This window comes from Sphingomonas pollutisoli, from assembly GCF_029167165.1.
Classification (GTDB): Bacteria; Pseudomonadota; Alphaproteobacteria; order Sphingomonadales; family Sphingomonadaceae; genus Sphingomonas; species Sphingomonas pollutisoli.
In genome coordinates this window covers 1-21,235 of sequence record NZ_JARFNJ010000019.1, presented here as the reverse complement: position 1 = coordinate 21,235, position 21,235 = coordinate 1, and the positions used below count along the sequence as shown (strand labels likewise).

Sequence of the window (21,235 nt, the reverse complement as noted above, 5' to 3'; positions counted from 1 at the left end):
CAGCGGGTGGAGCGTGCTGGTGCGCAAAGGACAGACACGACATGAACCACCCTATCGAGCGGCGGGCGCTGTTGCGCGCCGGCGCCCTCGGCGCCGCGGGTTTCTCGCTTGCCGGCCTTCTCCCCGCCTGGGCGCAGAGCAACACGCCCGGAATCCGCGCCACCTTGCCGACGCTGGCGGGCGAGGACATTCACCTCAAGATTGCGCGGAGCCGCTATATGGTCGGCGGCCGCGCGGGCAATGCGATCACGCTGAACGGCGTGCTACCCGCGCCGCTCATTCGCCTGAAGGAGGGGCAGAATGTCCGCCTTCATGTCGAGAATAGCCTCGACGAGGACAGTTCGATCCATTGGCACGGGCTGATCCTGCCCTTCCAGATGGACGGCGTGCCCGGGGTCAGCTTTCCCGGTATCAAGCCGCATTCGCTCTTCACCTATCAGTTCCCGGTCAAGCAGAATGGCACCTATTGGTACCATAGCCATTCCGGGCTCCAGGAGCAGCTCGGCCATTACGGGCCGATTGTCATCGATCCCGCGGGCGCCGATCCTGTCGGTTACGACCGCGAGCATGTCATCGTGCTCTCCGACTGGAGTTTTCTCGATCCGCACCGGCTCTTTACACGGCTGAAGCAGGAAGGCGGCTATTTCAACCGCCAGAAGCAGACGCTCGCGGGCATGATCGCGGGCGGTCCCGAGGAAAAGCTCAGCCCGTCCGAACGGGCTAAATGGGGCAAGATGCGGATGGACCCCGCAGATATCGCCGACGTGTCAGCCACGACTTACACCTATCTGATCAATGGCCATGGGCCGCAGGAGAACTGGACCGGCCTGTTCCGTCCCGGCGAGCGCGTCCGGCTGCGCGTCATCAACGCCTCATCCATGTCGATCTTCAATGTCCGCATCCCGGGCCTGAGTCTGTCGGTCGTCCAGTCCGACGGACAGAATGTGCGGCCGGTGACCGTCGACGAGTTCCAGATCGGTACCGCCGAGACCTATGACGTGGTCGTGCAGCCCAATGACGATCGCGCTTACACGATCGTCGCTGAATCCCTCGACCGCTCGGGCATGGGCCGCGCGACGCTGGCGCCGCGTCCGGGCATGGCGGCTATGGTCCCGCCCTTACGCGAACGGCCGACGCTCACGATGAAGGATATGGGCATGGGCGGCATGGATCATGGCGCGCACGGTAGCGTGGCGGGCGCCGCCGCGGGCGCGATGGACCATGGCGCGATGAGCATGCGCGACAAATCGAAGGTTCCTGAAAGCGTATCGGTCGGCGTCGGCATGGATGCGATCGCGTTCTCGCCTGTCGACCGGACCGGGGACCCCGGGGTCGGGCTCGACAATGTCGGCCATAAGGTTCTCACCTATCGCGATCTCGTCGCGCTCGAACCCAATCCCGATCCGCGTCCGCCCGCGCGCACCATCGAGGTGCATCTGACGGGCAATATGGAACGCTTCATGTGGTCGTTCGACGGCAAGAAATTCAGCGATGGCGTCGAGCCGATCCGCTTCGAACGCAACGAGCGCGCGCGTGTCGTCCTCGTCAATCATACGATGATGACGCACCCAATCCATCTGCACGGTCACTTCTTCGAAGTCGTGAACGGCCAGAAGGGGCGTCAGCCCCTCAAACACACGATCAACGTGCTCCCCGGCGGCAAGGCGAGCTTCGACCTGACCGCCGACGCCCCCGGCGACTGGGCGTTCCACTGCCATCTGCTGCTCCACATGCATGCCGGGATGTTCCGCGTCGTCACCGTTCGTCCGCACGAGGGAGAGGCTGCATGAAGACCTATCTTGCAGCCATCATCCTGACGACGCTCCCGGCTCCGGCGCTCTACGCGCAGCAGCAGCAGCAGCAGGATCCTCATGCGGGACACGCAATGCCGGTACAGGCCGACGCGGCCGACCCGCATGCGGGGCATGCCCCGCCTGCCCGGCTCGATGCAGCAAAGCCCGCAGACCCGCATGCGGCGCATCGCGCGCCGGCCGATCAGCAAGCTACGGCCCTCCATGCCGGCCATGTCATGAACGAGGGTTCCGACCCACCGGTCACGGGTCCTTCCGATGCCGCACGCAGCGGCCCGGCGCATGCCGCCGACGCCTATTTCGGCGCGGAGGAAATGGCCCGGTCGCGACAGATGCTTCTCAAGGAAAATGGCGGGCTGACCAGCGCGCAATTCCTGCTCGACCGGCTCGAGACATCGATGCGCAACGGGGCCAACGGCTATGGCTGGGATGCGCAATTCTGGTCTGGCGGCGACATCAACCGGATCTGGCTCAAGTCCGAAGGCGAAGGCACTCTGGGCGAAGGTGGTCCGGAAGACGTCGAGGTCCAGGCGCTCTATAGCCACGCGCTCGATCCCTGGTTCAATCTGCAAGCGGGTATCCGGCATGATTTCCGCGCAGGCCCCGAACGGACGAACCTGGTGCTCGGCATCCAGGGCCTGGCACCCTATTGGTTCGAGGTCGACGGGTCGCTCTTCCTTTCGGACAAGGGCGAGGTCACCGCGCGCTTCGAGGCCGAATATGATCAGCGGATCACGCAGAAACTGATCCTGCAACCGGCGATCGAGTTCGAGCTGTCCGCGCAGGACATTCCCGAGCTCGGTATCGGTTCGGGGCTGAGCTCGGCCGAAGCGGGGCTCAGGCTGCGTTACCAGTTCATCCCCGAATTCGCGCCCTATGCGGGCGTTCAATATGAACGGCGCTTCGGCACCACCGCCGATTTCGCGCGCGCCGCAGGCGAGAAGGCGGGAGGCTGGAGCTTTCTCGTCGGCCTCAGAAGCTGGTTCTGATTCAACGCAAAAGGACTCCTTATATGAGATCGACTATATTCCGTCTTGCCCTGGCAGCACTGACTGCCACGATCATGACGCCGTCCGCTGCGTACGCCGCGAGCCAGATGACCGTGTATCGCGATCCGGGCTGCGGCTGTTGCGGGATCTGGGCAAAACAGGTGGCGCAACAGCTCGGGCGCAAGCACATTATCATCGACAATCCAACGCGCGCCGCGCTCGTCAAGCGGCTCGGCGTTCCCGATGCGCTTGGGTCGTGCCACACTGCGGTCATTGATGGCGTCGTGGTCGAGGGGCATGTCCCGGCTAGCGACATCAAGCGCTTCCTTGCCCAGCGCCCCAAGGGCATGAGCGGGATCGCGGTCGGTGGCATGCCGCTCGGCTCGCCAGGCATGGAAGTTCCAGGACGCAAGCCCCAGCGCTTCGACGTGATGGCCTTCGGGTCGTCGGGACAGAAGCTCTTCGGCAGGCATTGACGCGCGGGAACCGGGATGGCCGCTGCGCCATCCCGGTTCCTTTGCCCTTTCCATCCTATCTCGCTCTATCACGACCCAGACGACAGACTGAAAATCCGGGCAATGCCGCCTGACGAGAGCCAATATGCGCAGCGAAATACGGAATCGAGTTGAAGAGCTCTTGCCCTATGGCGCTGCCTTTGCCTTGATCATGGCCATGGTTGGCGCAGCGGCGGCACTTGGCGATCGCGAGATCATATTGCCCGAGATCGCCGCGATGGCGGTGGCGTTGTGGGCCTGGCGCGAGCAATCATGGATGCGGCAGCCCGAAAAGATCTTCATCTGGCCATCGCTCACGGCAGTTATGGGGTTTGGCATCAACCTTCTCGCGCTGCCCTTCGCGGCCAAGCTCGTCCTCGTCCTTGTTGCCATGCTCGGCTTCTTCGCGTTCCTGCGCTACAGTCTGGCGCCCGCGCTCGCCACGGGCTTTCTGCCGATCGTCACGAATGCCACCCATCCGTCCTTTCTGGTCTCGATCGGTGTCACCACATTTATCCTGATGGCGGGCATATTCCTGTTCAGGGTGCGCTCCCCCGCCGATCGCCGCGCGCCCCTCGCGTATCGGGCAATGCTTGCCTATCTGGTGACCACGCTCGCATCGATCGGGCTCGCCGCCGCTGCCGGATATCCGCATCTCGGGGTGATTCCTCCGGTTGCGGTGGTCGTCTACGAGTCGCTTCATATGAAGATGTACGCGCCCCGGATGGCGCTCAGGCAGATCGCGGTGCTGACACTGGCCGCATCCATCGGCATCGCGCTCATCGCCCTGTTCGAGTCCTGGCTGGTGATCGCGCTGCTCGACCTTCTACTGATGACCGCGCTCCTGCGCCTGTTCGGCATGCGCGTGCCGGCGGTCTATGCCTTTCCGTTCCTGCCCTTTGTCTTCCCGACCGAGGCCTTGCGACTGTTGCCGCTGGCGACAGCGATGGTGTCCGCCTTCTCGCTGGGGCTCGTGCTCGCCTGTCGCCGCTGGCTGACGGAACGAGCGTCAGCGGTCGCGGTCGCCTGATCGTCGATCGACGCTGGTCGTATGGGCCGGCGCGAATGCCGGCCCATCAGGGGTCATTGTTTCCGGATCGCGGTCACGGTGGCGCCGCCATCGCCAACCGCGAGCTCGAAGCTGACCTTATCTCCCGGCTTCAGGCCCGCCAGCAGTCCGGGATCGGCCGTGAAGGCCATCGTCATTGCCGGCCAATTGACCTCGGGAATGGGGCCATGATCCAGCGTGACGGAACCCGCTTGAGGGCGCGAAGAGGACCCGGTTTTCGTGCATGCGACCATCCAGGCGATCGGGACCGCCGTGCCCGATCAGGATATTCACGCCGCCTTTGTCGACTGGGCGCGCCAGCGACTGCCTGAGCGGGAGGCGCGACTGTTGGGCACGCGTCGGAGTTCACGCAGAACGTCTTCCCGGTCGCATCCGGCGAAGCAGGTCACTAGAATTCCGCGATTGCCCTGGCGGATCGACAGGCTTGGGGTGCTGTCGGAATGCGCCGGGCAAAGGCACATGGCGGTTCTGCCGTGCCATGTGCCGCCAAGTGCGCCAACAAGATCGATGAGTTGCTGCGAAGGTCGTTCGGCTGTGAGGGCCATGATCGGCTCCTTTCACAACCTCGGCCCCCCTCCCCTTCTCCACGAACACCGTTTTAGAGGTTATCGGAGAAGCAAGACGGAACAGATCGCGCGATGGGTCGTGCGAGACGCGACTCTTTTCATGTCTCGAAAGCAGTTGTTGGAGCGAATAGTCCCGGCTCGAGCCGAATCGCCGTGGACTGAGAGGTTCCATCTCTGACGCTGTGCCCGCCAATCATCTTTGAGATGATTCGCGTTGCTGTGAATGCCCGTTGTCTGAGCTTCAAAGTCGGACAAGACTTGAGGATAAGTCCTCAAGCGGCGCGTGCTGGCGAGTGACTCATCTTGATTTTCGTCCGGGTTTATAGGCGAAATGATACACACGCGGATGGTCCGGGACTCGGGGGCAATAAGAGGGCTTGTCCCTGCGCACGCCGGGTCAGGTCACCCTATTTGACTAACCACCCTGCATTTGGCATATCTGTCCGGGATTAGGGGCCATTATGCGGTGCTTTTCACGAACCGTGGCCGGTTTGGGTTCAAAAAGGGGACATGCCCATGCTGTCGGGTCAGATTCTCGATGCGATGATTACCTCGTGCGAGAATGCCAAGACCGTGCTGCGACAGGCGGCCATTGATCCATCCGATCGCAAAACGCTGAACATTTCAATGGGGGCGACAGTCGCCGCTGAATTGCTCGGCCGAACGCCGGAAGCGCTTTCCAAGGCTGAGGCGCGCGGACGCTTGCCCGCCCCCAAGACGGCCACCAACGGACGCCGATTCTACACGGTCGAAGATTTGATCGCCATTCGCGAGAAGCTCGGCATCAAGATGGGTAAATTGCCCTCCGAGCGCGCGGTCGTCATCGCCGTGCAGAACTTCAAGGGCGGCGTCAGCAAATCGACGACGGGCAAGCATCTTGCAGATTACCTTGCGCTGCGGGGATATCGCGTTCTTGTTGTCGATTGCGATCCCCAGGCGTCGATGAGTGTTATGTTCGACGTCAATCTAGAGGCATTGGTGGACGAGACGCACACGCTCTCGAACTTCCTCTCCCCCAGAATCGACGAAGCCGATTCGCTGCGAAAGACGATCCAAAAGACCGCGTGGCCGAATATCGATATCTGCCCCGCCAACCTGGGCCTCCAGGACACCGAGTGGGAACTGACAGCAACCATCGAGGAGGGCCCTACCGCCATTGCCGGCGCGTTCCGCATGCTGAGAATTGGCCTGGAAGAGGTCCGGCACGACTATGACGTCGTTATCCTCGATCCTCCCCCTGCCATGGGCTTTTTGGGCGTGAACACGTTGACGGCCGCGGACGGCTTGCTGATCCCCGTGCCGGCTCGGCAACTCGATTATCTTTCGACAATCCACTTCATGCAGACCTGTCGCGAAGCGATGGACCTCGTCTCGAAGTTCGACACTTCGATCGACTACGGGTTCATTCGCGTCGTCTGCACCATGTTCCAGCCCAACAGGACCAACGAGGCTCAAATGCTTCAGGTCATGGAGAAGACCTACGCTGGCCAGATGCTGTCGACGCCGATACTCCTGTCGGAAGAGATCAAGAATGCCGGGTTGTCGATGTCGTCGATCTACGAAATCAACAAACCATATGGGTCGCACCAGACGTACACGCGGTGCCGTGACAACCTCAACATGGTGTTTCGCGAGATCGAAAAGGATATTTGCAAGCAGTGGCCGTCGCGTATGGCGCAGGTCGGCACCGACAGACTGACGGAGGCGGCATGAGCAGCGCAGGGGGCCGGCGTCGCAGCCTACTGGCGAATGCCATCGAAAGCATCGGCACGACCCCTGCCCCCACGTCCGTGGCCGAAGTCGCGGATGCCGAGGCGCTGGTCGATCGCGATAAGCCGGTCGACGAACCTTCGACGCCCTCATTCCTGGAGCGGCGTGGTATTGCGTTCGATGAAATCGCCCGCACGGTCAAACGTCCGACTATCCGTCTGAAGCCCTCGGAATGCTCCATCTGGCCGGGCAATGCTCGCGATCATGCGGCGCTGAGCCACGAACGCTGTGCCTCGCTCATTGATTCCATCCGCGAGGAGGGGACGAACCGCGAGCCGGTTGTGGTGCGGCGGACGCCGAACGCCGAGACCCCCTACGAGTTGATCGTCGGCACCCGCCGGCATTTCTCGGTTTCCTGGCTGAATGCCAACAACCATAGCGAAATCGAGCTCGTAGCGCGTATCGAGACGCTCGATGACGAGGCCGCTTTCCGGCTCGCCGATTTGGAAAATCGAGAGCGCGAGGACGTCACCGATTTGGAGCGTGCGCGCAATTACAGGCACGCTGTCGACGCATATTACAACGGGGTTCGCACGCAGATGGCCGATCGCTTGGCCATCGCCAAGCAGAACCTCCACAACCTCCTCCAGCTCGCGGAGTTGCCGGACGAGGTCGTGGCAGCGTTCGCCGAGCCCGGAGACCTCAAGGTCCGACACGGCATGCGGCTCTCGCCCCTGCTGAAGAACGAACAGCACCGCGACGCGATCATCGCCGCAGCTATAGCCCTCGGTGCCGAGCAACAGGCGCTGAAGGACGCTGGAAGCGACAAGATTGAGGGTATCAAGGTCTGTGAGCGCCTGGCCGCAGCCGCAGTGGCTCCCGCGGCGTCGAAGAAGCCTGTACCCCGTGCCAAGCCGGCCCTCACCGCCGCCTCGGGTCGCGAGATCGGACAGGTTCTTGCTGATACACGGGCCAAGGGAATTACGATCAACATCAACCCCAAGGGCACAGCGTCGGTCGACGAGATCCTCGAAGCGCTCCGCCCTGCCCTTGAGAGTGCGAAGTTCAGTCGAAATTGAGTAAAATCTAGTTTAACGCTTTATTTTCAATTAGTTGGCTCCCGGTAAAATGCGTTTTACCGATGCCACGGGACACGAGATGCAACAGGATCACCGCGAAGACGGTCAAGTAGACCTCTTTCTCCCTCAGCTGACTGCGCTTCCTCTTCGGGATCAGCGCGAAACGATGGAGCGGCCCTTTTTCTCGCTGTCGAAGCGCAAGCGACTCAAGCCGATCGACTATGTCAGTCCGGATCGTAAGATCACCGTCCATGTCTCCGCTAATTCGGAATATGGTCTGGCGACTATCTACGACCTCGACATACTGATTTACTGCGCGTCAGTTTTGATCGAGCACAAGCGGCGAGGTGCCAACGACATCCCGCAGACGCTCCACGTCGTCCCATACGACATGCTGAAGACTCTGAAGCGCGAGGTTGGTGGACGCGCTTACGATCTTCTGGGCAATGCCCTCGACAGGCTCCAATCGACCACGGTGAAGACGAACATCCGCTCAGGAGATGCCGTCGAGACCACCTTCTCCTGGATCGACAGTCACAGCCAGCTTAAGGATCGGTCCGGAAACGTGCGGGGAATGAGAATTACCCTCGCGAAATGGTTCTACGACGGGGTGTTGATGGACGGCGGCGTGCTCGCCATCGATCCGGCTTATTTCTCGCTCACAGGCGGGCGCGAACGCTGGCTCTATCGGGTCGCGCGCAAACATGCGGGTGGGGCCGGAAGCGACGGTTTCGCCATCTCGATGCCAACGCTCTTCGAGAAATCCGGCGCGGAAGGCGATTATCGGCGCTTCAAGTTCGAGATGACCAAGATCGCTCGGGAGAACGATCTGCCAGGCTACTCCCTGGACATCGAACAGCGTGACGATGCCGAACCGCTGCTGCGCATGACCAGGCGCGATCGCGAGCCGTCCGAGGAGGGCAAGCCCTCCCCTGCCCTCGCCCAAGCCTCGCCTGCGGCCGTCAAGGAAAAGGCGCCCGAGGAACCGGCTATCTCCTTCCCCTCGAGCGGGCATATCTCGCATTCGGCATTCGGTGCGATCGCCCGCGCCAACCTGCCCAGCCCCCAACGCGACCACGGTCTCGTTGGAGACGATTTCCGGAACTTCCTCCGGCAGCGCGAGATAGCGTTCGACGCGAAGAACATCACACAGATATTCGCGACCTTTTGCGCGAAGCAGCGTCCGGTCAACTGATCGACGCCGTAGGCGCAATCCGCCAAAACGGTCTTTCAGGAACAGGGTCGAGAATGGCTCGCGCGCGCACGTCAACTTATCCGTGTGGACCGTTCCCGAAGTAACGAGCCGGGCCCCGGACCCGTCTGTATGGCGCCCCATCAAATGTGCGTGGGCTGCGAAGATCCAACCACGCGCGATCCTTTGCCAGCCTTCTTCTCGGATGAGCTTTGCCGGGCACAGCTGCGCCAGCGGGAGGATCGCCCGTTCCACCTCTCCAGGCAGCCGTCACGGTACTTAGAGAACGGCGCTTATAGGGTGGGATTTGTGATCAGATTGCCCGGATCTGATAGCTGAATCACTGACCGGCTGACGCCGGTAGGATCAAGCGGTGGGGCTGAAGCCGTCCTTGTGGGTATGTCGGTCGAGGTAACGCATGATGATGTCATCGGTGATGTTGCCGGATGTGGTCGAGAAGTAGCCGCGCTGCCAGAAGCGTTGGCCCCAATATCGTTTGCGGATGTGCTCGAATTCCTGTTGGATCTTGCGGGATGAGCGCCCCTTGGCCCGGCGCACGAAGTCGCTGACCGAGACGTGCGGCGGGATTTCGACGAACATGTGTACGTGGTCCTTCGACAGCGCGCCGTTGATGATCTTCACGCCCATCTCGGCACAGACCTGACGGATGATCTCGCGCACCCGTAGCCGAACATCGCCGATCAGCACCTTGTACCGATACTTCGGCGCCCAAACGAGATGGTAGCGATGATGGAATGTGGTGTGACAACCGGACCGATACGCCATAGCCTGTAACCTCGGGAAAAGCGGAAGCTTCACGCCTTCGGCGGCTTCCGCTTTTCCCGAGGTTACAGGCTAGCACGCGAGTCTGTGGCTGAAGCCAGTATCCGACTGAAGTCGGAGGGGTTCCTCCTTGCTAGAGGACTCTAAAGGTCAAACTGTCGACGCTCCAAAGAGGCTGGGGAGGGGAGGGGGAGTCATCCTCGCTGCTTCGATGCCGTTCCTGAAATACCGTGAATGCTTCGACTGCAAACGCCTCCGGGAGCGCTAGACATCCACAATCGGCGCCCATCGCCTGGCCAAGCCCCGTTCTCAATGTACCGTCGAGATCACTGGCCGGCTCCCGAGAAACCTCGAAACTTCGCGGTCCAGGCAGCCGAGCGGGATGCGCTCAAGGCAACAAAACGTCGAGATCATCGCCGTTTTAGGTCAGTTCCGCAGGGTCCCGTTCCTAAAAGACCGTCAATGATTCGCCCAAGGACTCGGGAGGGCCGCGGAAATGCCGCTCGACTCCTCCGAACACAGGGCGGCCTCGCCTGACGCCTATAGTTCGACAACGAGCGCTGCCGGGTGTAACATGCCTGAAAGGCACGGAAAACAGCCACTTTGCGGACGAGTAAAACACGTTTTACTCCCTTGGAGACGTCCTGTGGCCCGCGCCGTGCCCACGGTATTTCAGGAACGGGGCACGGTACATGAGGAACCGAATCACGGTTCAATGGGAACGCCCCGCAGGGTATTTCAGGAACGGCCAAACGGTATAATGGGAACGGCGCTGAACTCCCGACTCGCGCTGAATCGGCGAGTCGCGAAAGATCCATCCACAGCTTAACTTTTTATCCTATTCTCTAAAGAGATTAACACGCCTGCGGCGCTCCCTTCTTTTGAAGAATTGATTGGGAAGAAGGGGAAGGGACGATCGCCGCGCACTAAGCACGTCGTCCACCCAAAAAGCTCCGTCGCGTGCGTCGCCTCACACACCCGACCGCAGATCGACGTCGATTATCGCGGCGCCTAGACTCCTTGCAAGCCAGCCATCGCGGAGCACCTCACTACGCTCAGGTCGCCGAGGGCACCGTGACAGGAGCCATTTTCCAAGACCCGAACGAAGTCCGACCTGCACTGAGCGCCGCCAGCAGCCCGCACAGCGTGTTTCCGCTCTCGGCTATCCCCACGGCAAGCAAAGCGCCCAGAAGGCCGCTGTGGGGCCTTCCTGCCAAGCCTGATCACGAGAAGCATGCCGTTGTGGGTCAGAGAACCCGTGGACTGGACATTGCAGCTACCGCCTTCAACTATCGATAGACGATAGCCGCCGACTGCAGAGCTCGTGTTTCACCACTGGGACAAGGGGAACGAGACCGCGCTCGCCGGCAAATCAGTTCTTGCTGCATCCAGCGCTATGAATTGCGAACAGGGGAGGGGAGGCAGCTACCCCTTTGGTGAAAGGTTTGCCGGCGCACCTCGGTAGAGAGGCCCCGGCCAGCCGACGACATTCCAATCGTTCGACAGAAGGATGCTCCGGTTGATAGACCGGTTCATCAGACCGGGCGGCAAGCGAAAGATCCTCCTGCGGACTGTCGTTCACAAACTCTCGGCGCGATGCTGGAGAAGCTTGTCGATGTTCTCCATCTCGCGATCGAAGGCATCGAAGACCTCCGACAGCTCGCGGCTCGCTGGCGGGGGAGGGACCACGTTGCGCGACCGTCCACGCTTGGGCGCTGCAAAGCCAAACTCGATGGCAAGGTCCGTGCTCAGGAACACGCGCCAGGTCCGCCGCTGGGTGATCTCCACGAGCAAGCCGCAGTCGACGGCACGGCCCAGCAGTTTGCTCGCGCCGGCAACGCTCATGCTGAGCAGCTCCGCCAGCGACTGAGGCGAGAGCAGTGGCCGGTGATGGAGGAGGGCCGCGAGCCCCGGGAGGTGGCCAGGTCGATATTCCGCGACGATCGCATGCTGGGCCGCGCGATGGAGCTTTTCCAGCTCGTGCAACCGTGCGAGGTTTGCGGTGGCGCTTGCCTCAAGGCTGCGCATGGCCGCATACCAGTCCTCGTCTCCGACAGTTCGCTTCAGCCTAAACGCCTTCACGCCGCCCACGAGGCAGGGCAGGGGAGTGGTCACCATCCCCTTGTCGCGCAGAGCGAAGGGCAGCGAGAGCCAGGGCAGGGCGGTGCTGTCGAGACGCGCATGCTGGCGGACCCGATCGAGCGCGCGGATCAGCGGCGAATGGTCCGCGGCTATCTCGATCTCGCCGATCGCGGTCGGGAGCGCGTCGCGCCAGGCGAGGGGGTCGGGATCGCGCAGCGCCGCTTCCCAGGCGGGAAAGCGATCGAACAGGTCGAGGTTGGTCGACCGCAGCGGCCGGCCGGGGATTTGCAGCCCGCAGCCCCAGGAAAATACGTCAATTTCGTCGATCTCGGCCGATTGCAGTTGCAGGGCCCGGGTGTAGCCACTCCAGGCGGCGCGGCGTGCCCAGGCCGATGCCACCGAACTAACGCAAAACCGGGCATCGAGACGCGTAATGGCGGCCGTGCAGGAGGCGATCGCGGAGACCATCTTCGCGCTGTAGGCGGGGCCGTAGCGGCTGTTCGAGAGAGGCGCGTCCACGCCGTCTTTTAACCCAGAGCTGCTCTCAGTCAAATTGGCTCGTATGCGTAGTCGTGATAATGGGAGATTATCACGACCCTATTATTATGAGAAGGACCGGGCTATGTCTCGCCGTCATGGCGAAAACGGCCCTCACCCGCAGGCAAAGCACGCCGCCCGCCGGCGCCGACGACGTCGTGGGCGAGGTCCGCGCGCTGGCTATCGACAAGGCGGCGGTCGATCCGCAGGTCATCGCGGCCGCGGCGCGGGCCTGGTCGCCGAACACGATCCGCGCGTTCCTTTCCGACATGAAGCTCTGGGATGCTTGGTGCCGGCGCACCCGAGTGCGGGCAGGGGAGGCGACCGCCGAGACCGTCGCGGCCTATGTCCGCGCGCTGTCGGGTCAGGATCATGATGAGGCGACGCGGGCGACGCCGCAGAGGGCGGCCGCGACGATCGCGCGCTATCTCGTCAATATCGGCTGGGCCTATCGCATGGCGGGGCTGGACGATCCGACCGCAGCCCCGCTCGTGCAGCTCGAGCACAAGGCGGCGCGCAAGCTTCTCGGCACCCGCCAGACGCAGGCGCGGGGTATCCGCTACAAGGGCGATGTCAGCGATCTCGACGCGCCGGCGAGCGGCGTGAGCCTCGCGGTCCTCCTCAAGGCCACGCGCCGCGATCTCCTGGGCGCGCGCGATCGCGCGCTACTGCAGGTCAACTATGATACCGGCTGCCGGCGCTCCGAACTCGCGGCGATGCGTATCGAGCATATCGACGGGCCCGACGTCGACGGGGCAGGGGTGGTCGAGATCGGCCGCAGCAAGACCGATCAGGAAGGGCAGGGGGCTCTCGCCTATCTCTCGCCCGCGACCATGCGCGCGATCGCTGAATGGTGCGACAAGGCCGGGATTGCGCGCGGGGCCCTGTTCCGGCGCGTCGAAACCTGGTTCGATGGCTCGATCCGCGGTGTGGGAGAGGAGGCGCTCAACCCCGGCACGATCACGCTCATCTACAAGCGGTTGATCCGCCAGGCATTCGACAAGAAACTGCTGGGGGCGATGAGCGAGGCCGAGCTCGAGCGCTGGGTCGCGGCCGTGTCGAGCCATTCGATCCGGGTTGGCGTGGCGCAAGACAATTTTGCGGCAGGAGAGAGCCTGCCCGCCATCATGCAGGCCTATCGCTGGCGCGATCCCAAGACGGTCATGCGCTATGGCGCGAAGCTGGCGGCCAAGAGCGGAGCGAGTGCGCGTCTCGCGAAGCGTTTCGGCGGTGAATGACAGGTTTTAGCTGTCCGCGTTTGGACAGTCGCAAACCGATGACCTGGCGCGGTTGGGCAGTGAGCGACACCGACATGCCTCAACGACCGAAGAAGCGAGCTCGCCGTCGGGCCGGCCCTAGCGCGCACCGATGGGGGCGAAGCCGCCGACCGGCGGGAACGCCTGTGCGCACTGCGACGTTCTTCTCGTCAGCGCGAGCATGCGTGACTGAACCTCTCCGGCTCGAAACCAAATCCCAAAGTGGAGGGCGGCATGGCCCGCATGTCGAGCGATTTCTTCGTCCAGCGCCTCAAGGATTGGGGCGTGAGCCGAATCTACGGCTATTCTGGCGATGGCATCAATGGCGTGCTGGGGGCGCTCCAGCGCGCCGAGAAGGAAGGCTCGGGCATCGAGTTCATCCAGGTCCGCCACGAGGAGATGGCGGCCTTCATGGCGACGGCGCATGCGAAATTCACCGGCGAGCTCGGCGTCTGCCTGTCGACCGGCGGTCCGGGCGCGACCCACCTGATCACCGGGCTCTATGACGCCAAGCTCGACCATGTCCCGGTCCTCGCGATCGCGGGCCAGGCCGAGAGCACCGTGCGCGGTGCAAGCTATCAGCAGGAGCTCAATCTCGACCGACTGTTTGCCGACGTCGCCGCCTATGTGCAGGAGGCGAGCGCGCCGGCGCAGGTCCGCCATGTGACCGATCGCGCGATCCGGATCGCGGTCGCGGGCAACGCGGTCTCAACCATCGTGCTGCCCAAGGACATACAGGATACGAAATATGAGGAGCCGGGCCAGGCGCACGGCTTCATCCGCTCGGGCACCGGCTATGCACATCCGATCGTCGTCCCGCAGCCCGCCGATCTCGCGCGCGCGGCGGAGGTACTGAATGCAGGCGCCAAGGTCGCTATCCTGATTGGGGCGGGAGCCCGCGGCGCGTCGGCCGTGGTGACCGAGGTCGCCGACCTGCTTGGCGCCGGCGTCGCCAAAGCGTTGCTCGGCAAGGATGTCCTGCCTGACGATCTGCCGTTCGTGACCGGGGCGATCGGCTTGCTCGGGACCAAGCCATCGTCCGACCTCATGCGCGAGTGCGACACGCTTCTGCTGATCGGCACGGGCTTTCCCTGGGCCGAGTTCCTGCCGAAAGACGGGCAGGCGAGGGCCGTGCAGGTCGACATCGACGCATCGATGCTGGGGCTGCGCTACCCCGTCGAGGTCAACCTGCATGGAGATGCGGCCGAAACGCTGAAAGCGCTGATCCCGCTGCTCCAGCGCAAGGATGATCGCAGTTGGCGCGAAGGCATCGAGAAGGCGACTGCGCAGTGGTGGCAGACGCTCGAGGAACGCGCCATGGCGGAAGCAAAGCCCGTCAATCCCCAGCGCGTGGTCTGGGAAATGTCGCCGCGTCTGCCCGCCGACGCGATCGTCACCTCGGATTCGGGCTCATGCGCCAACTGGTACGCGCGCGACTATCGCGTGAAGGTCGGGCAGCGTGCCTCTCTCTCGGGCGGTTTAGCCTCTATGGGCGCTGCGGTTCCCTATGCGATCGCGGCCAAGTTTGCTTATCCTGATCGGCCCGTCGTGGCGCTGGTCGGCGACGGCGCAATGCAGATGAACAATCTGGCCGAACTCATCACCGTCCAGAAATATTGGAAGCAGTGGCGCGATCCGCGCTTCATCGTCTGCGTCTTCAACAACGGCGATCTCAACGAGGTCACGTGGGAACAGCGGGTGATGGAAGGCAATCCGCGTTTCCCGACGACGCAGGATATTCCGGACGTCCCCTACGCGCGCTTCGCGGAATTGCTGGGGCTTGGCGGCATCTACGTCGATGATCCATCCGCGCTTGGGCCGGCGTGGGAAGTTGCGCTCTCCGCCGATCGCCCGACGCTCATCGAGGTGAAGACCGATCCCGAGGTCGTGCCGTTTCCACCGCAACTGACGCTCGAGCAGGCCAAGGGTCTGATGAGTTCGATGGTGATGGGAGACAAGGGCCTGGGCACGATGATCGCCGACACGGCGCGCCAGCTCCTGGTAACTAATGCGCGATTCAGCGGTTAATGGACCGTCAGCATCTTGCTGCTAGGTGGTCGGCATGCCCCAAGCGACACTTCAGGCCTGGCTTTCACTCTATGCCGCGGTCGGCGTCATGGTGGCGCTGTGCGCTGTCCTCGCGATGATAAAGACCGCCTACGATTATCGTCTGGGAACTAGGAAACTCCCAACTGCGACCGTCCTCGATAAGGTACTCGTTGCACCCCGGTTGTGGATACGTTGGCAGATCAACTATCTGCTCGGCGCGCCGGCGATCCTCGGAATTGCGATCTATTAAGGGCACTACCTCGGGTTCGATACTCTTGTAGATGTGTAAGCGAGTAACTGGACCCCCCTGCCCCGGAATTCCTGTCGACCCACTGCCAAACCGGCGGTCTGAATCGATGCTGTCCTGAACGATCCGGTGCTCCACCCTCGAGTGATCGCTGCGACATAGTCCATCGTCTCGCGAAACGGCGGAATACGGCGCATCAATCGAACGCGTCCTGGACCTGCATTGTACGCGGCCAAGGCTAGATCGACCCGCTTGAACTCATCCAGATGCGCGCGGAGGTATCTGGCCCCTCCCCTCAGGTTCGACAACGGATCTCTCGAATTGAAAACCCCAAGTCCACGCGCTGTACCGGGCATCAATTGGGTAAGGCCAACGGCGCCCTTCGGTGATACGATCAATGGGTCATAGCGGCTTTCCTGGGCCACCAGTGCATCGAAAAGCCCGACTGGCACACCAGCTTCGCACGCCACGGCCTGGATCAAGGGGTAATATTGAGCCCGCCGAGCTTCGAGCCAGCCTGGAAAATCGCCGCGTGGACGGTAGGGTGTGATTGAGCAAGCCTGTGGGGTGTAGAGATAACTTGCCATATCGGACATCGCTGCCCGGCCAGCTCCCCCCGAAACCTGGCCAGTCTGCATCCAAAGGGGCACCGATATATGCGACGTGCTTATTGCCTCCTCTTGGGGTTCCATTACGGGGCTGCCGAATGATCTGAAGTCATTGCCTAAAACGGCTTCCATGCTTGGTACTGGCGGCGTTCCGTCTGTTGGCATACCCCGCATTCTCGGGCCCACATCGATGACGGCTTCAACTGCCTGCCCATCAAATGTCATTACCTCGGCCTGCTTAGCTGCCGATGTTTGCGCCCATAGCAGTGCCATAACACTACCCACTACGCATAAGCTCGAGTTCGATCGCGTGTTCATCGATCATTGAACATCATGTTTCGATCAACCGCACAACGTGGAAAAAAATTCCACTATCTCCCAGTGCTTGATCCAGACTAGGTCAGGCAAACCCCCGTGGGTAGCAGCTAGCTCACAGATATCTGCTGGTTGGGTATCAGCTAGCTATCACATAGGTAGCGGTTGCCAAACTGCTAGAGAGCGGCTAGCTATCCAGTCGTTCGAACTATCACAGGATCGGTCATGGCTGCTGTCGTAGCATTCGTCTCACAAAAAGGCGGTGTAGGAAAAAGCACCTTGGCAAGAGCCCTTGCTCGCGAGGCGGCGGCAGGCGAACTGCGGGTTAAAATCGCCGATCTCGATACTCAACAGGGCACTTCGGTCGATTGGCACCGAGCACGCCTTGGCATCTCCATCGAGCCGATTGTGTCGGTTGAGGCATTCAAAACCGCGTCTCAGGCCCTGGCCGCTGCAGACGGCTTCGATCTGCTTATCATCGACGGCCCCGCTCGGACCAGCAAAGCTACACTTGAAATTGCACGGTCATCGTCACTCGTGGTTCAACCCACCGGCGCATCCTTGGACGATCTCAGGCCTGCCGTCCGCGAATACCATGCCCTTGTTAAGGAGGGTATCCCGACTGGACGGCTCGTTTTTGCGCTCAACCGCATTGGAACTTCGGCTGAAGAAAATGACGCGCGGGCGTATTTGACCGAAGCGGGGTATAATGTCCTCGACGGTTCGATCGTGGAACGACCAGCATACCGGCAAGCGCAGAACCAAGGCCTGTCAATTACCGAAACCAAATTCTCCGGCCTTAACCAGCGTGCTGATACTCTGATCCAATCCCTAATCGACAAAGTAGCGGGGTGAATGATGGCCGATATCTCGAAGCTAAAGAAGGCTACTCGTTTGGGTTCACCCCCACCAATCAGTGAGGCGAGCCAGAATTTGGATGCACCCGAAGTAGCCCCCGCCCCTCCGGCTGCACCGCTGATAACCGCAACCCGCATTGATGCCCGCAGTTCGCGCAAGACTAACCGCACTCAACAATTTGCGACTAGGGTCACACCCGAATGGGACAATCGAATCCGCGAAATAGCTCAACGTGAGGGTCTGCTTCTTACAGAAGTGCTCGAGAAGGCACTCGACGCTTATGAGAAACTGCTAGCTCAAAGGTAGCTAGCCGCTAGATACCAGCCATCTCAACGCTAGATAGCGGAGGTCTAACTGCTAACACGGGGATCTTCCGCTAGCTGCTAGCCAGCAGCTACTGAGTCACCTAGGAAGGGAGAGAAGGGGGTCAGAGGCAGCGAGAAAGGATCGGTCATGCCCCTCGTTGCGCTAAAACCCACCCAGACCATCGTGGACATCGTCGGCGCCCTCGGCGGCACCTGGCACGGCTACAACGCCATGTGCCGTTGCCCGGCCCACGCCGACAGCGATCCCAGCCTCTCGATCCGGCAGGGCCATGACGGCATCCTCGTTCACTGCTTCGCCGGCTGCACCGCCGAGGACGTGCTCCGCGAGATCGCGCGCATCAGACCCGGACGCACCTACGACCCACCCGCTGAACAGCGCACCGGCAGACCCGCCAACATCGAACGGCTGTGGAACGAGGGGTTGCCGATCGCCGGAACGCCCGCGGAAGCCTATCTCCGCTTTCGCGGCATCACCGGCGCCTTCGACGACCTGAGCTACCACCCGCGCTGTCCGTGGGGACCGAAACCGCATACCCGGTTCCTCCCGGCGCTGCTGATCGCGGCGCGGGAGGGGCGCACGCTGCGCTCGATTCAGCGCATCTTCCTCGACCTCGCGCATGGCGGCTATCTCGACAAGGCGACGCTCGGCACGCCGGGAGGTGCGACCTGGCAGGGCATGCGCGTCACCGACACATTGGCGCTTGGTGAGGGGTTCGAGACCTCGGCCGCCTTCACCCAGATCCACGGCATCCCGTGCTGGGCGACGCTCGGCGCGGCGCGGCTCGACCGTGTCCACATCCCCGATAGCGTCACCACGCTGATCTTCGCCGAGGACAATGACTTCGAGGGCCGACGCGCACGACGCAAGGCGTGGGCCGCCTATCGGCCGCGCGGGCTGACGCTGAAGCGGATGCCGCCACCCTCACGTTATGGCGACTGGGCCGACGTCGTGAAACCCGGAGCCTGAGAGGGAAGGGGGGTCGGGGTCGTGAGCTGCACGAGCAGCCACAGACCCGGAGACCCCCATGACCGACCTGTTCGACCCTGCGCCCGCGCGCGCCGACCATGCCACCGCTGCCGCCCGCCTGCTGCTCCCCGCGATCGCCGGCGACGCGAAGATCACCCGAGCGATGCTCAACGACGCGATGATCCGCGCCTATGGCGGCACCGACGCCGATGGTCACTGGACCCAGCGCGAGAGCTTCGAGGTGCTGGAGCATGCGACCGCGCTGGCGGTATGCGCAGCAGGCACCACGCCGGCGGTCGACGCCGCGATCGGGCTTATGGCGCGCCTTCCTACCCAGACCGTGCGCAGCGAGGAGCAGATCGACTGGCAGCAATTCTCGACCCCGCTCGATCTCGCCACGATCACGGTCATGCTCGCGAACGCACGCGCGGATGACATCGTACTCGAACCGAGCGCCGGCAACGGTCTCCTGGTAGCGGGCCTCCCGCCGATCGCGGCGCTCCAGCTCAACGAGATCGATCCCGCGCGCCGCGAGCGGCTGTCGGCCACCTTCCCGAAAGCCAGCGTTACCGGCCACGACGGCGCGCAGATCGCCAGCGTCATGGCATCCGCGGAGCGCCCCAGCCTCATCCTGATGAACCCGCCCTTCTCGCGCTCGCTCGGCCGCGGTGCCGACGCGCTCGCTGCGGTCCGCCACCTGCAGGCGGCGATCAAGCGTGTGCGGCCTGGCGGGCGCGTCGTCGCGATCATGCCCGACTGGTTCTTCAACTCCGCGCGCATGGGCACGATCTGGTCGACGACGCTGGCGAGCGTCGCGCTGCGCACCTCGATCCGGCTGACCCATGCCTATGGCAAGCACGGCACCGGAGTCGCGGTGCGACTCTATGTCATCGACAAGACGGTGGGTGATACCACGACGGTCACGCTCCAGCGCGGCGCCGTAAGCGACCTGGTCGAGGCGCTGGTCATCCCGCCCCGGCAGGATCTGATCCCGGAGGCCGCCACTCCGGCGCCGGTCAAGCGGGGCGGGGGGCTGTCCCTCCTGCGCAGCGTGAGATCGAAGCCCGCTGCCACCCCGCGCATCTTCCGCGCTCTCGCCAGGAACGAGGTTCTCCCGGTCGGCTACCAGGTACTCGAGACGCCGGCGCCACTCGCCGAGCAGTCCGGCGTCTATCTGCCCTATCGGCCGAGCCGTATCGTGTTCGACGCTGCCGGCGAGCATCCGACCGCGCTGGTGGAATCGATCGCGATGGGCTCGATCCCCGCGCCGATCCCCGTCCATGTTCCGTCGCTGCCCGAACGCACCGTCACCGAACGCCTCCTGTCCTCCTCGCAGCTCGAGACCGTCGTTTACGCCGGCCATGCCTGGACCCAGTATATCCCGGGCCTGAGCAAGCCAGACAAGGAGGGCGTGGGGCTGGTGCTCTCCGACGACGGACGCGCGTACCGCAAGGGCTATTTCCTGGGCGACGGCACCGGGGCAGGGAAGGGGCGGCAGGTCGCGGCCGTCATCCTCGACAACTGGCTGGCGGGTCGTCGCAAGAACATCTGGATCAGCAAGAACGAGGCGCTCCATGCCGACGCGATCCGCGACTGGACCGCGCTCGGCGGTCTCGCGGCCGATGTGCAGCCGCTCTCGCGCTGGAAGATCGACGAGCCCGTCACGATGGACGAGGGCGTCCTGTTCGTGACCTATCCGACGCTGCGCTCCAACCGCGGCGACGCCACCCGGCTCGATCAAATCATCGCCTGGGCCGGTGCCGACTTCGACGGCGTCATCGCGTTCGACGAGGCGCATGAGATGGGCGGCGTCGCGGGTGGCGAAGGGTCGATGGGCACCAAGAAGGGCTCGCAGCAGGGCATCGCCGGCGTTCTCCTGCAGAACCACCTGCCCGACGCCCGCGTGCTCTACGCCTCGGCGACCGGCGCGTCGGAGGTGAACAACCTCGCCTATGCCGTGCGGCTCGGCCTGTGGGGGCCGGAGACCGCCTTCGCCAACCGCGAGGCGTTCATCACCCAGATCCGGCAGGGCGGGATCGCGGCGATGGAACTGGTCGCGCGCGATCTCAAGGCGACCGGCCTCTACACCGCGCGCGCGCTGAGCTTCGCCGGGGTCGAATATGACATCCTCCGCCACGAGCTGACGCCTGAACAGATCGCGGTGTACGACACCTATGCCGATGCCTGGGCGATCTTATGCGCAGCTCGCCATAACAGCGCTTATCGCGAGGAAGCGGTAATGCGGAGGAGCGCGGCGTAACCGGCGAATTCCCATGATAGTGTGCGCAGTTGCTGCG

General features: G+C 62.9%; 17 protein-coding genes and 1 pseudogene. 13 read left to right on the top strand and 5 right to left on the bottom strand.

Translation table 11 applies throughout. The features are described 5' to 3' along the window. The first annotated feature begins 41 nt into the window (after window positions 1–41). The 4 genes from PX554_RS24195 to PX554_RS24180 all read left to right on the top strand — a co-directional run bounded on the left by PX554_RS24195 (window position 42) and on the right by PX554_RS24180 (window position 4,324). Entirely contained in the window at window positions 42–1,790 is a 1,749-nt protein-coding gene (locus PX554_RS24195) for a copper resistance system multicopper oxidase (RefSeq protein WP_129927552.1), read from the top strand. Then, window positions 1,787–2,800, top strand: a complete 1,014-nt coding sequence (locus tag PX554_RS24190; protein ID WP_275504766.1) for a copper resistance protein B — start codon at window positions 1,787–1,789, stop codon at window positions 2,798–2,800. Before PX554_RS24195 ends, PX554_RS24190 begins: the two co-directional genes overlap by 4 nt. A gap of 23 nt (window positions 2,801–2,823) precedes the next feature. Further along, window positions 2,824–3,276 carry a DUF411 domain-containing protein gene (locus tag PX554_RS24185; RefSeq protein ID WP_129927554.1) on the top strand — a complete coding sequence of 151 codons (453 nt, stop codon included), beginning with the start codon at window positions 2,824–2,826 and terminating at the stop codon, window positions 3,274–3,276. A 124-nt stretch (window positions 3,277–3,400) separates the two neighbouring features. Further along, on the top strand, window positions 3,401–4,324 hold the full coding sequence (locus PX554_RS24180; RefSeq protein WP_129927555.1) for a hypothetical protein: 924 nt from the start codon (window positions 3,401–3,403) through the stop codon (window positions 4,322–4,324). A gap of 53 nt (window positions 4,325–4,377) precedes the next feature. Here PX554_RS24180 and PX554_RS24175 read toward each other — a convergent pair whose 3' ends face one another. After that, window positions 4,378–4,596 carry a copper-binding protein gene (locus tag PX554_RS24175; RefSeq protein WP_205499300.1) on the bottom strand — a complete coding sequence of 73 codons (219 nt, stop codon included), beginning with the start codon at window positions 4,594–4,596 and terminating at the stop codon, window positions 4,378–4,380. Between the two features lie 87 nt (window positions 4,597–4,683). Continuing rightward, a pseudogene (locus tag PX554_RS24170) lies at window positions 4,684–4,908 on the bottom strand (DUF7146 domain-containing protein); the annotation flags it as partial. Between the two features lie 537 nt (window positions 4,909–5,445). Between PX554_RS24170 and PX554_RS24165 the strand changes: the two are divergent. The 3 genes from PX554_RS24165 to PX554_RS24155 all read left to right on the top strand — a co-directional run bounded on the left by PX554_RS24165 (window position 5,446) and on the right by PX554_RS24155 (window position 8,913). Further along, the gene (locus PX554_RS24165; protein WP_029623213.1) at window positions 5,446–6,642 is read left to right on the top strand and encodes an AAA family ATPase; all 1,197 of its coding nucleotides are present in this window, start codon (window positions 5,446–5,448) and stop codon (window positions 6,640–6,642) included. Further along, on the top strand, window positions 6,639–7,718 hold the full coding sequence (locus PX554_RS24160) for a ParB/RepB/Spo0J family partition protein (RefSeq protein WP_010408848.1): 1,080 nt from the start codon (window positions 6,639–6,641) through the stop codon (window positions 7,716–7,718). The genes PX554_RS24165 and PX554_RS24160 overlap by 4 nt, the downstream gene beginning before the upstream one ends. A 79-nt stretch (window positions 7,719–7,797) precedes the next feature. Then, window positions 7,798–8,913 (top strand): replication initiator protein A, encoded by a 1,116-nt coding sequence (locus PX554_RS24155; RefSeq protein ID WP_029623214.1) that lies wholly within the window; start codon window positions 7,798–7,800, stop codon window positions 8,911–8,913. 363 nt (window positions 8,914–9,276) lie between these two features. Here the strand turns inward: PX554_RS24155 and tnpA are convergent, their stop codons facing one another. Continuing rightward, window positions 9,277–9,696: an IS200/IS605 family transposase gene (tnpA, locus tag PX554_RS24150; protein WP_010408862.1), complete on the bottom strand. Its 420-nt coding sequence runs from the start codon at window positions 9,694–9,696 to the stop codon at window positions 9,277–9,279. 1,575 nt (window positions 9,697–11,271) lie between these two features. Further along, window positions 11,272–12,327 carry a hypothetical protein gene (locus PX554_RS24145; protein WP_338061622.1) on the bottom strand — a complete coding sequence of 352 codons (1,056 nt, stop codon included), beginning with the start codon at window positions 12,325–12,327 and terminating at the stop codon, window positions 11,272–11,274. Window positions 12,328–12,410: 83 nt separating this feature from the next. Between PX554_RS24145 and PX554_RS24140 the strand changes: the two genes are divergently transcribed. From PX554_RS24140 to PX554_RS24130, 3 genes are all read left to right on the top strand, one after another. Continuing rightward, a complete protein-coding gene (locus PX554_RS24140) occupies window positions 12,411–13,550 on the top strand; it encodes a tyrosine-type recombinase/integrase (protein WP_010408866.1) in 1,140 nt (379 codons plus the stop codon). Window positions 13,551–13,802: 252 nt separating this feature from the next. Further along, complete coding sequence (locus tag PX554_RS24135) at window positions 13,803–15,596, top strand: thiamine pyrophosphate-requiring protein (RefSeq protein WP_275504765.1); 1,794 nt, start codon at window positions 13,803–13,805, stop codon at window positions 15,594–15,596. 34 nt (window positions 15,597–15,630) lie between these two features. Beyond that, the gene (locus tag PX554_RS24130; RefSeq protein WP_275504764.1) at window positions 15,631–15,867 is read left to right on the top strand and encodes a hypothetical protein; all 237 of its coding nucleotides are present in this window, start codon (window positions 15,631–15,633) and stop codon (window positions 15,865–15,867) included. Window positions 15,868–15,872: 5 nt separating this feature from the next. On the opposite strand, the gene PX554_RS24125 is transcribed toward PX554_RS24130, so the two are convergent. Next, entirely contained in the window at window positions 15,873–16,451 is a 579-nt protein-coding gene (locus PX554_RS24125; protein WP_275504763.1) for a lytic transglycosylase domain-containing protein, read from the bottom strand. A 561-nt stretch (window positions 16,452–17,012) separates the two neighbouring features. On the opposite strand from PX554_RS24125, the gene PX554_RS24120 reads away from it, so the two are divergent. The 3 genes from PX554_RS24120 to PX554_RS24110 all read left to right on the top strand — a co-directional run bounded on the left by PX554_RS24120 (window position 17,013) and on the right by PX554_RS24110 (window position 21,198). After that, a complete protein-coding gene (locus tag PX554_RS24120; protein WP_029623217.1) occupies window positions 17,013–17,642 on the top strand; it encodes a ParA family protein in 630 nt (209 codons plus the stop codon). Window positions 17,643–18,098: 456 nt separating this feature from the next. Next, window positions 18,099–18,938, top strand: a complete 840-nt coding sequence (locus tag PX554_RS24115) for a DUF7146 domain-containing protein (RefSeq protein ID WP_010408880.1) — start codon at window positions 18,099–18,101, stop codon at window positions 18,936–18,938. 58 nt (window positions 18,939–18,996) lie between these two features. Beyond that, window positions 18,997–21,198, top strand: a complete 2,202-nt coding sequence (locus PX554_RS24110) for a strawberry notch-like NTP hydrolase domain-containing protein (RefSeq protein WP_338061621.1) — start codon at window positions 18,997–18,999, stop codon at window positions 21,196–21,198. Window positions 21,199–21,235 lie beyond the last annotated feature (37 nt).

Bases quoted from the DNA above. Each gene is read 5' to 3' on its own strand.
- PX554_RS24195 (WP_129927552.1), top strand. From the start codon at position 42: ATGAACCACCCTATCGAGCGGCGGGCGCTGTTGCGCGCCGGCGCCCTC.
- PX554_RS24165 (WP_029623213.1), top strand. From the start codon at position 5,446: ATGCTGTCGGGTCAGATTCTCGATGCGATGATTACCTCGTGCGAGAAT.
- PX554_RS24110 (WP_338061621.1), top strand. From the start codon at position 18,997: ATGACCGACCTGTTCGACCCTGCGCCCGCGCGCGCCGACCATGCCACC.
- PX554_RS24115 (WP_010408880.1), top strand. From the start codon at position 18,099: ATGCCCCTCGTTGCGCTAAAACCCACCCAGACCATCGTGGACATCGTC.
- PX554_RS24135 (WP_275504765.1), top strand. From the start codon at position 13,803: ATGGCCCGCATGTCGAGCGATTTCTTCGTCCAGCGCCTCAAGGATTGG.
- PX554_RS24125 (WP_275504763.1), bottom strand. From the start codon at position 16,451: ATGGCAAGTTATCTCTACACCCCACAGGCTTGCTCAATCACACCCTAC.
- PX554_RS24180 (WP_129927555.1), top strand. From the start codon at position 3,401: ATGCGCAGCGAAATACGGAATCGAGTTGAAGAGCTCTTGCCCTATGGC.
- PX554_RS24140 (WP_010408866.1), top strand. From the start codon at position 12,411: ATGGCGAAAACGGCCCTCACCCGCAGGCAAAGCACGCCGCCCGCCGGC.
- PX554_RS24190 (WP_275504766.1), top strand. From the start codon at position 1,787: ATGAAGACCTATCTTGCAGCCATCATCCTGACGACGCTCCCGGCTCCG.
- PX554_RS24130 (WP_275504764.1), top strand. From the start codon at position 15,631: ATGCCCCAAGCGACACTTCAGGCCTGGCTTTCACTCTATGCCGCGGTC.
- tnpA (WP_010408862.1), bottom strand. From the start codon at position 9,696: ATGGCGTATCGGTCCGGTTGTCACACCACATTCCATCATCGCTACCAT.
- PX554_RS24155 (WP_029623214.1), top strand. From the start codon at position 7,798: ATGCAACAGGATCACCGCGAAGACGGTCAAGTAGACCTCTTTCTCCCT.
- PX554_RS24160 (WP_010408848.1), top strand. From the start codon at position 6,639: ATGAGCAGCGCAGGGGGCCGGCGTCGCAGCCTACTGGCGAATGCCATC.
- PX554_RS24120 (WP_029623217.1), top strand. From the start codon at position 17,013: ATGGCTGCTGTCGTAGCATTCGTCTCACAAAAAGGCGGTGTAGGAAAA.
- PX554_RS24185 (WP_129927554.1), top strand. From the start codon at position 2,824: ATGAGATCGACTATATTCCGTCTTGCCCTGGCAGCACTGACTGCCACG.
- PX554_RS24175 (WP_205499300.1), bottom strand. From the start codon at position 4,596: ATGGTCGCATGCACGAAAACCGGGTCCTCTTCGCGCCCTCAAGCGGGT.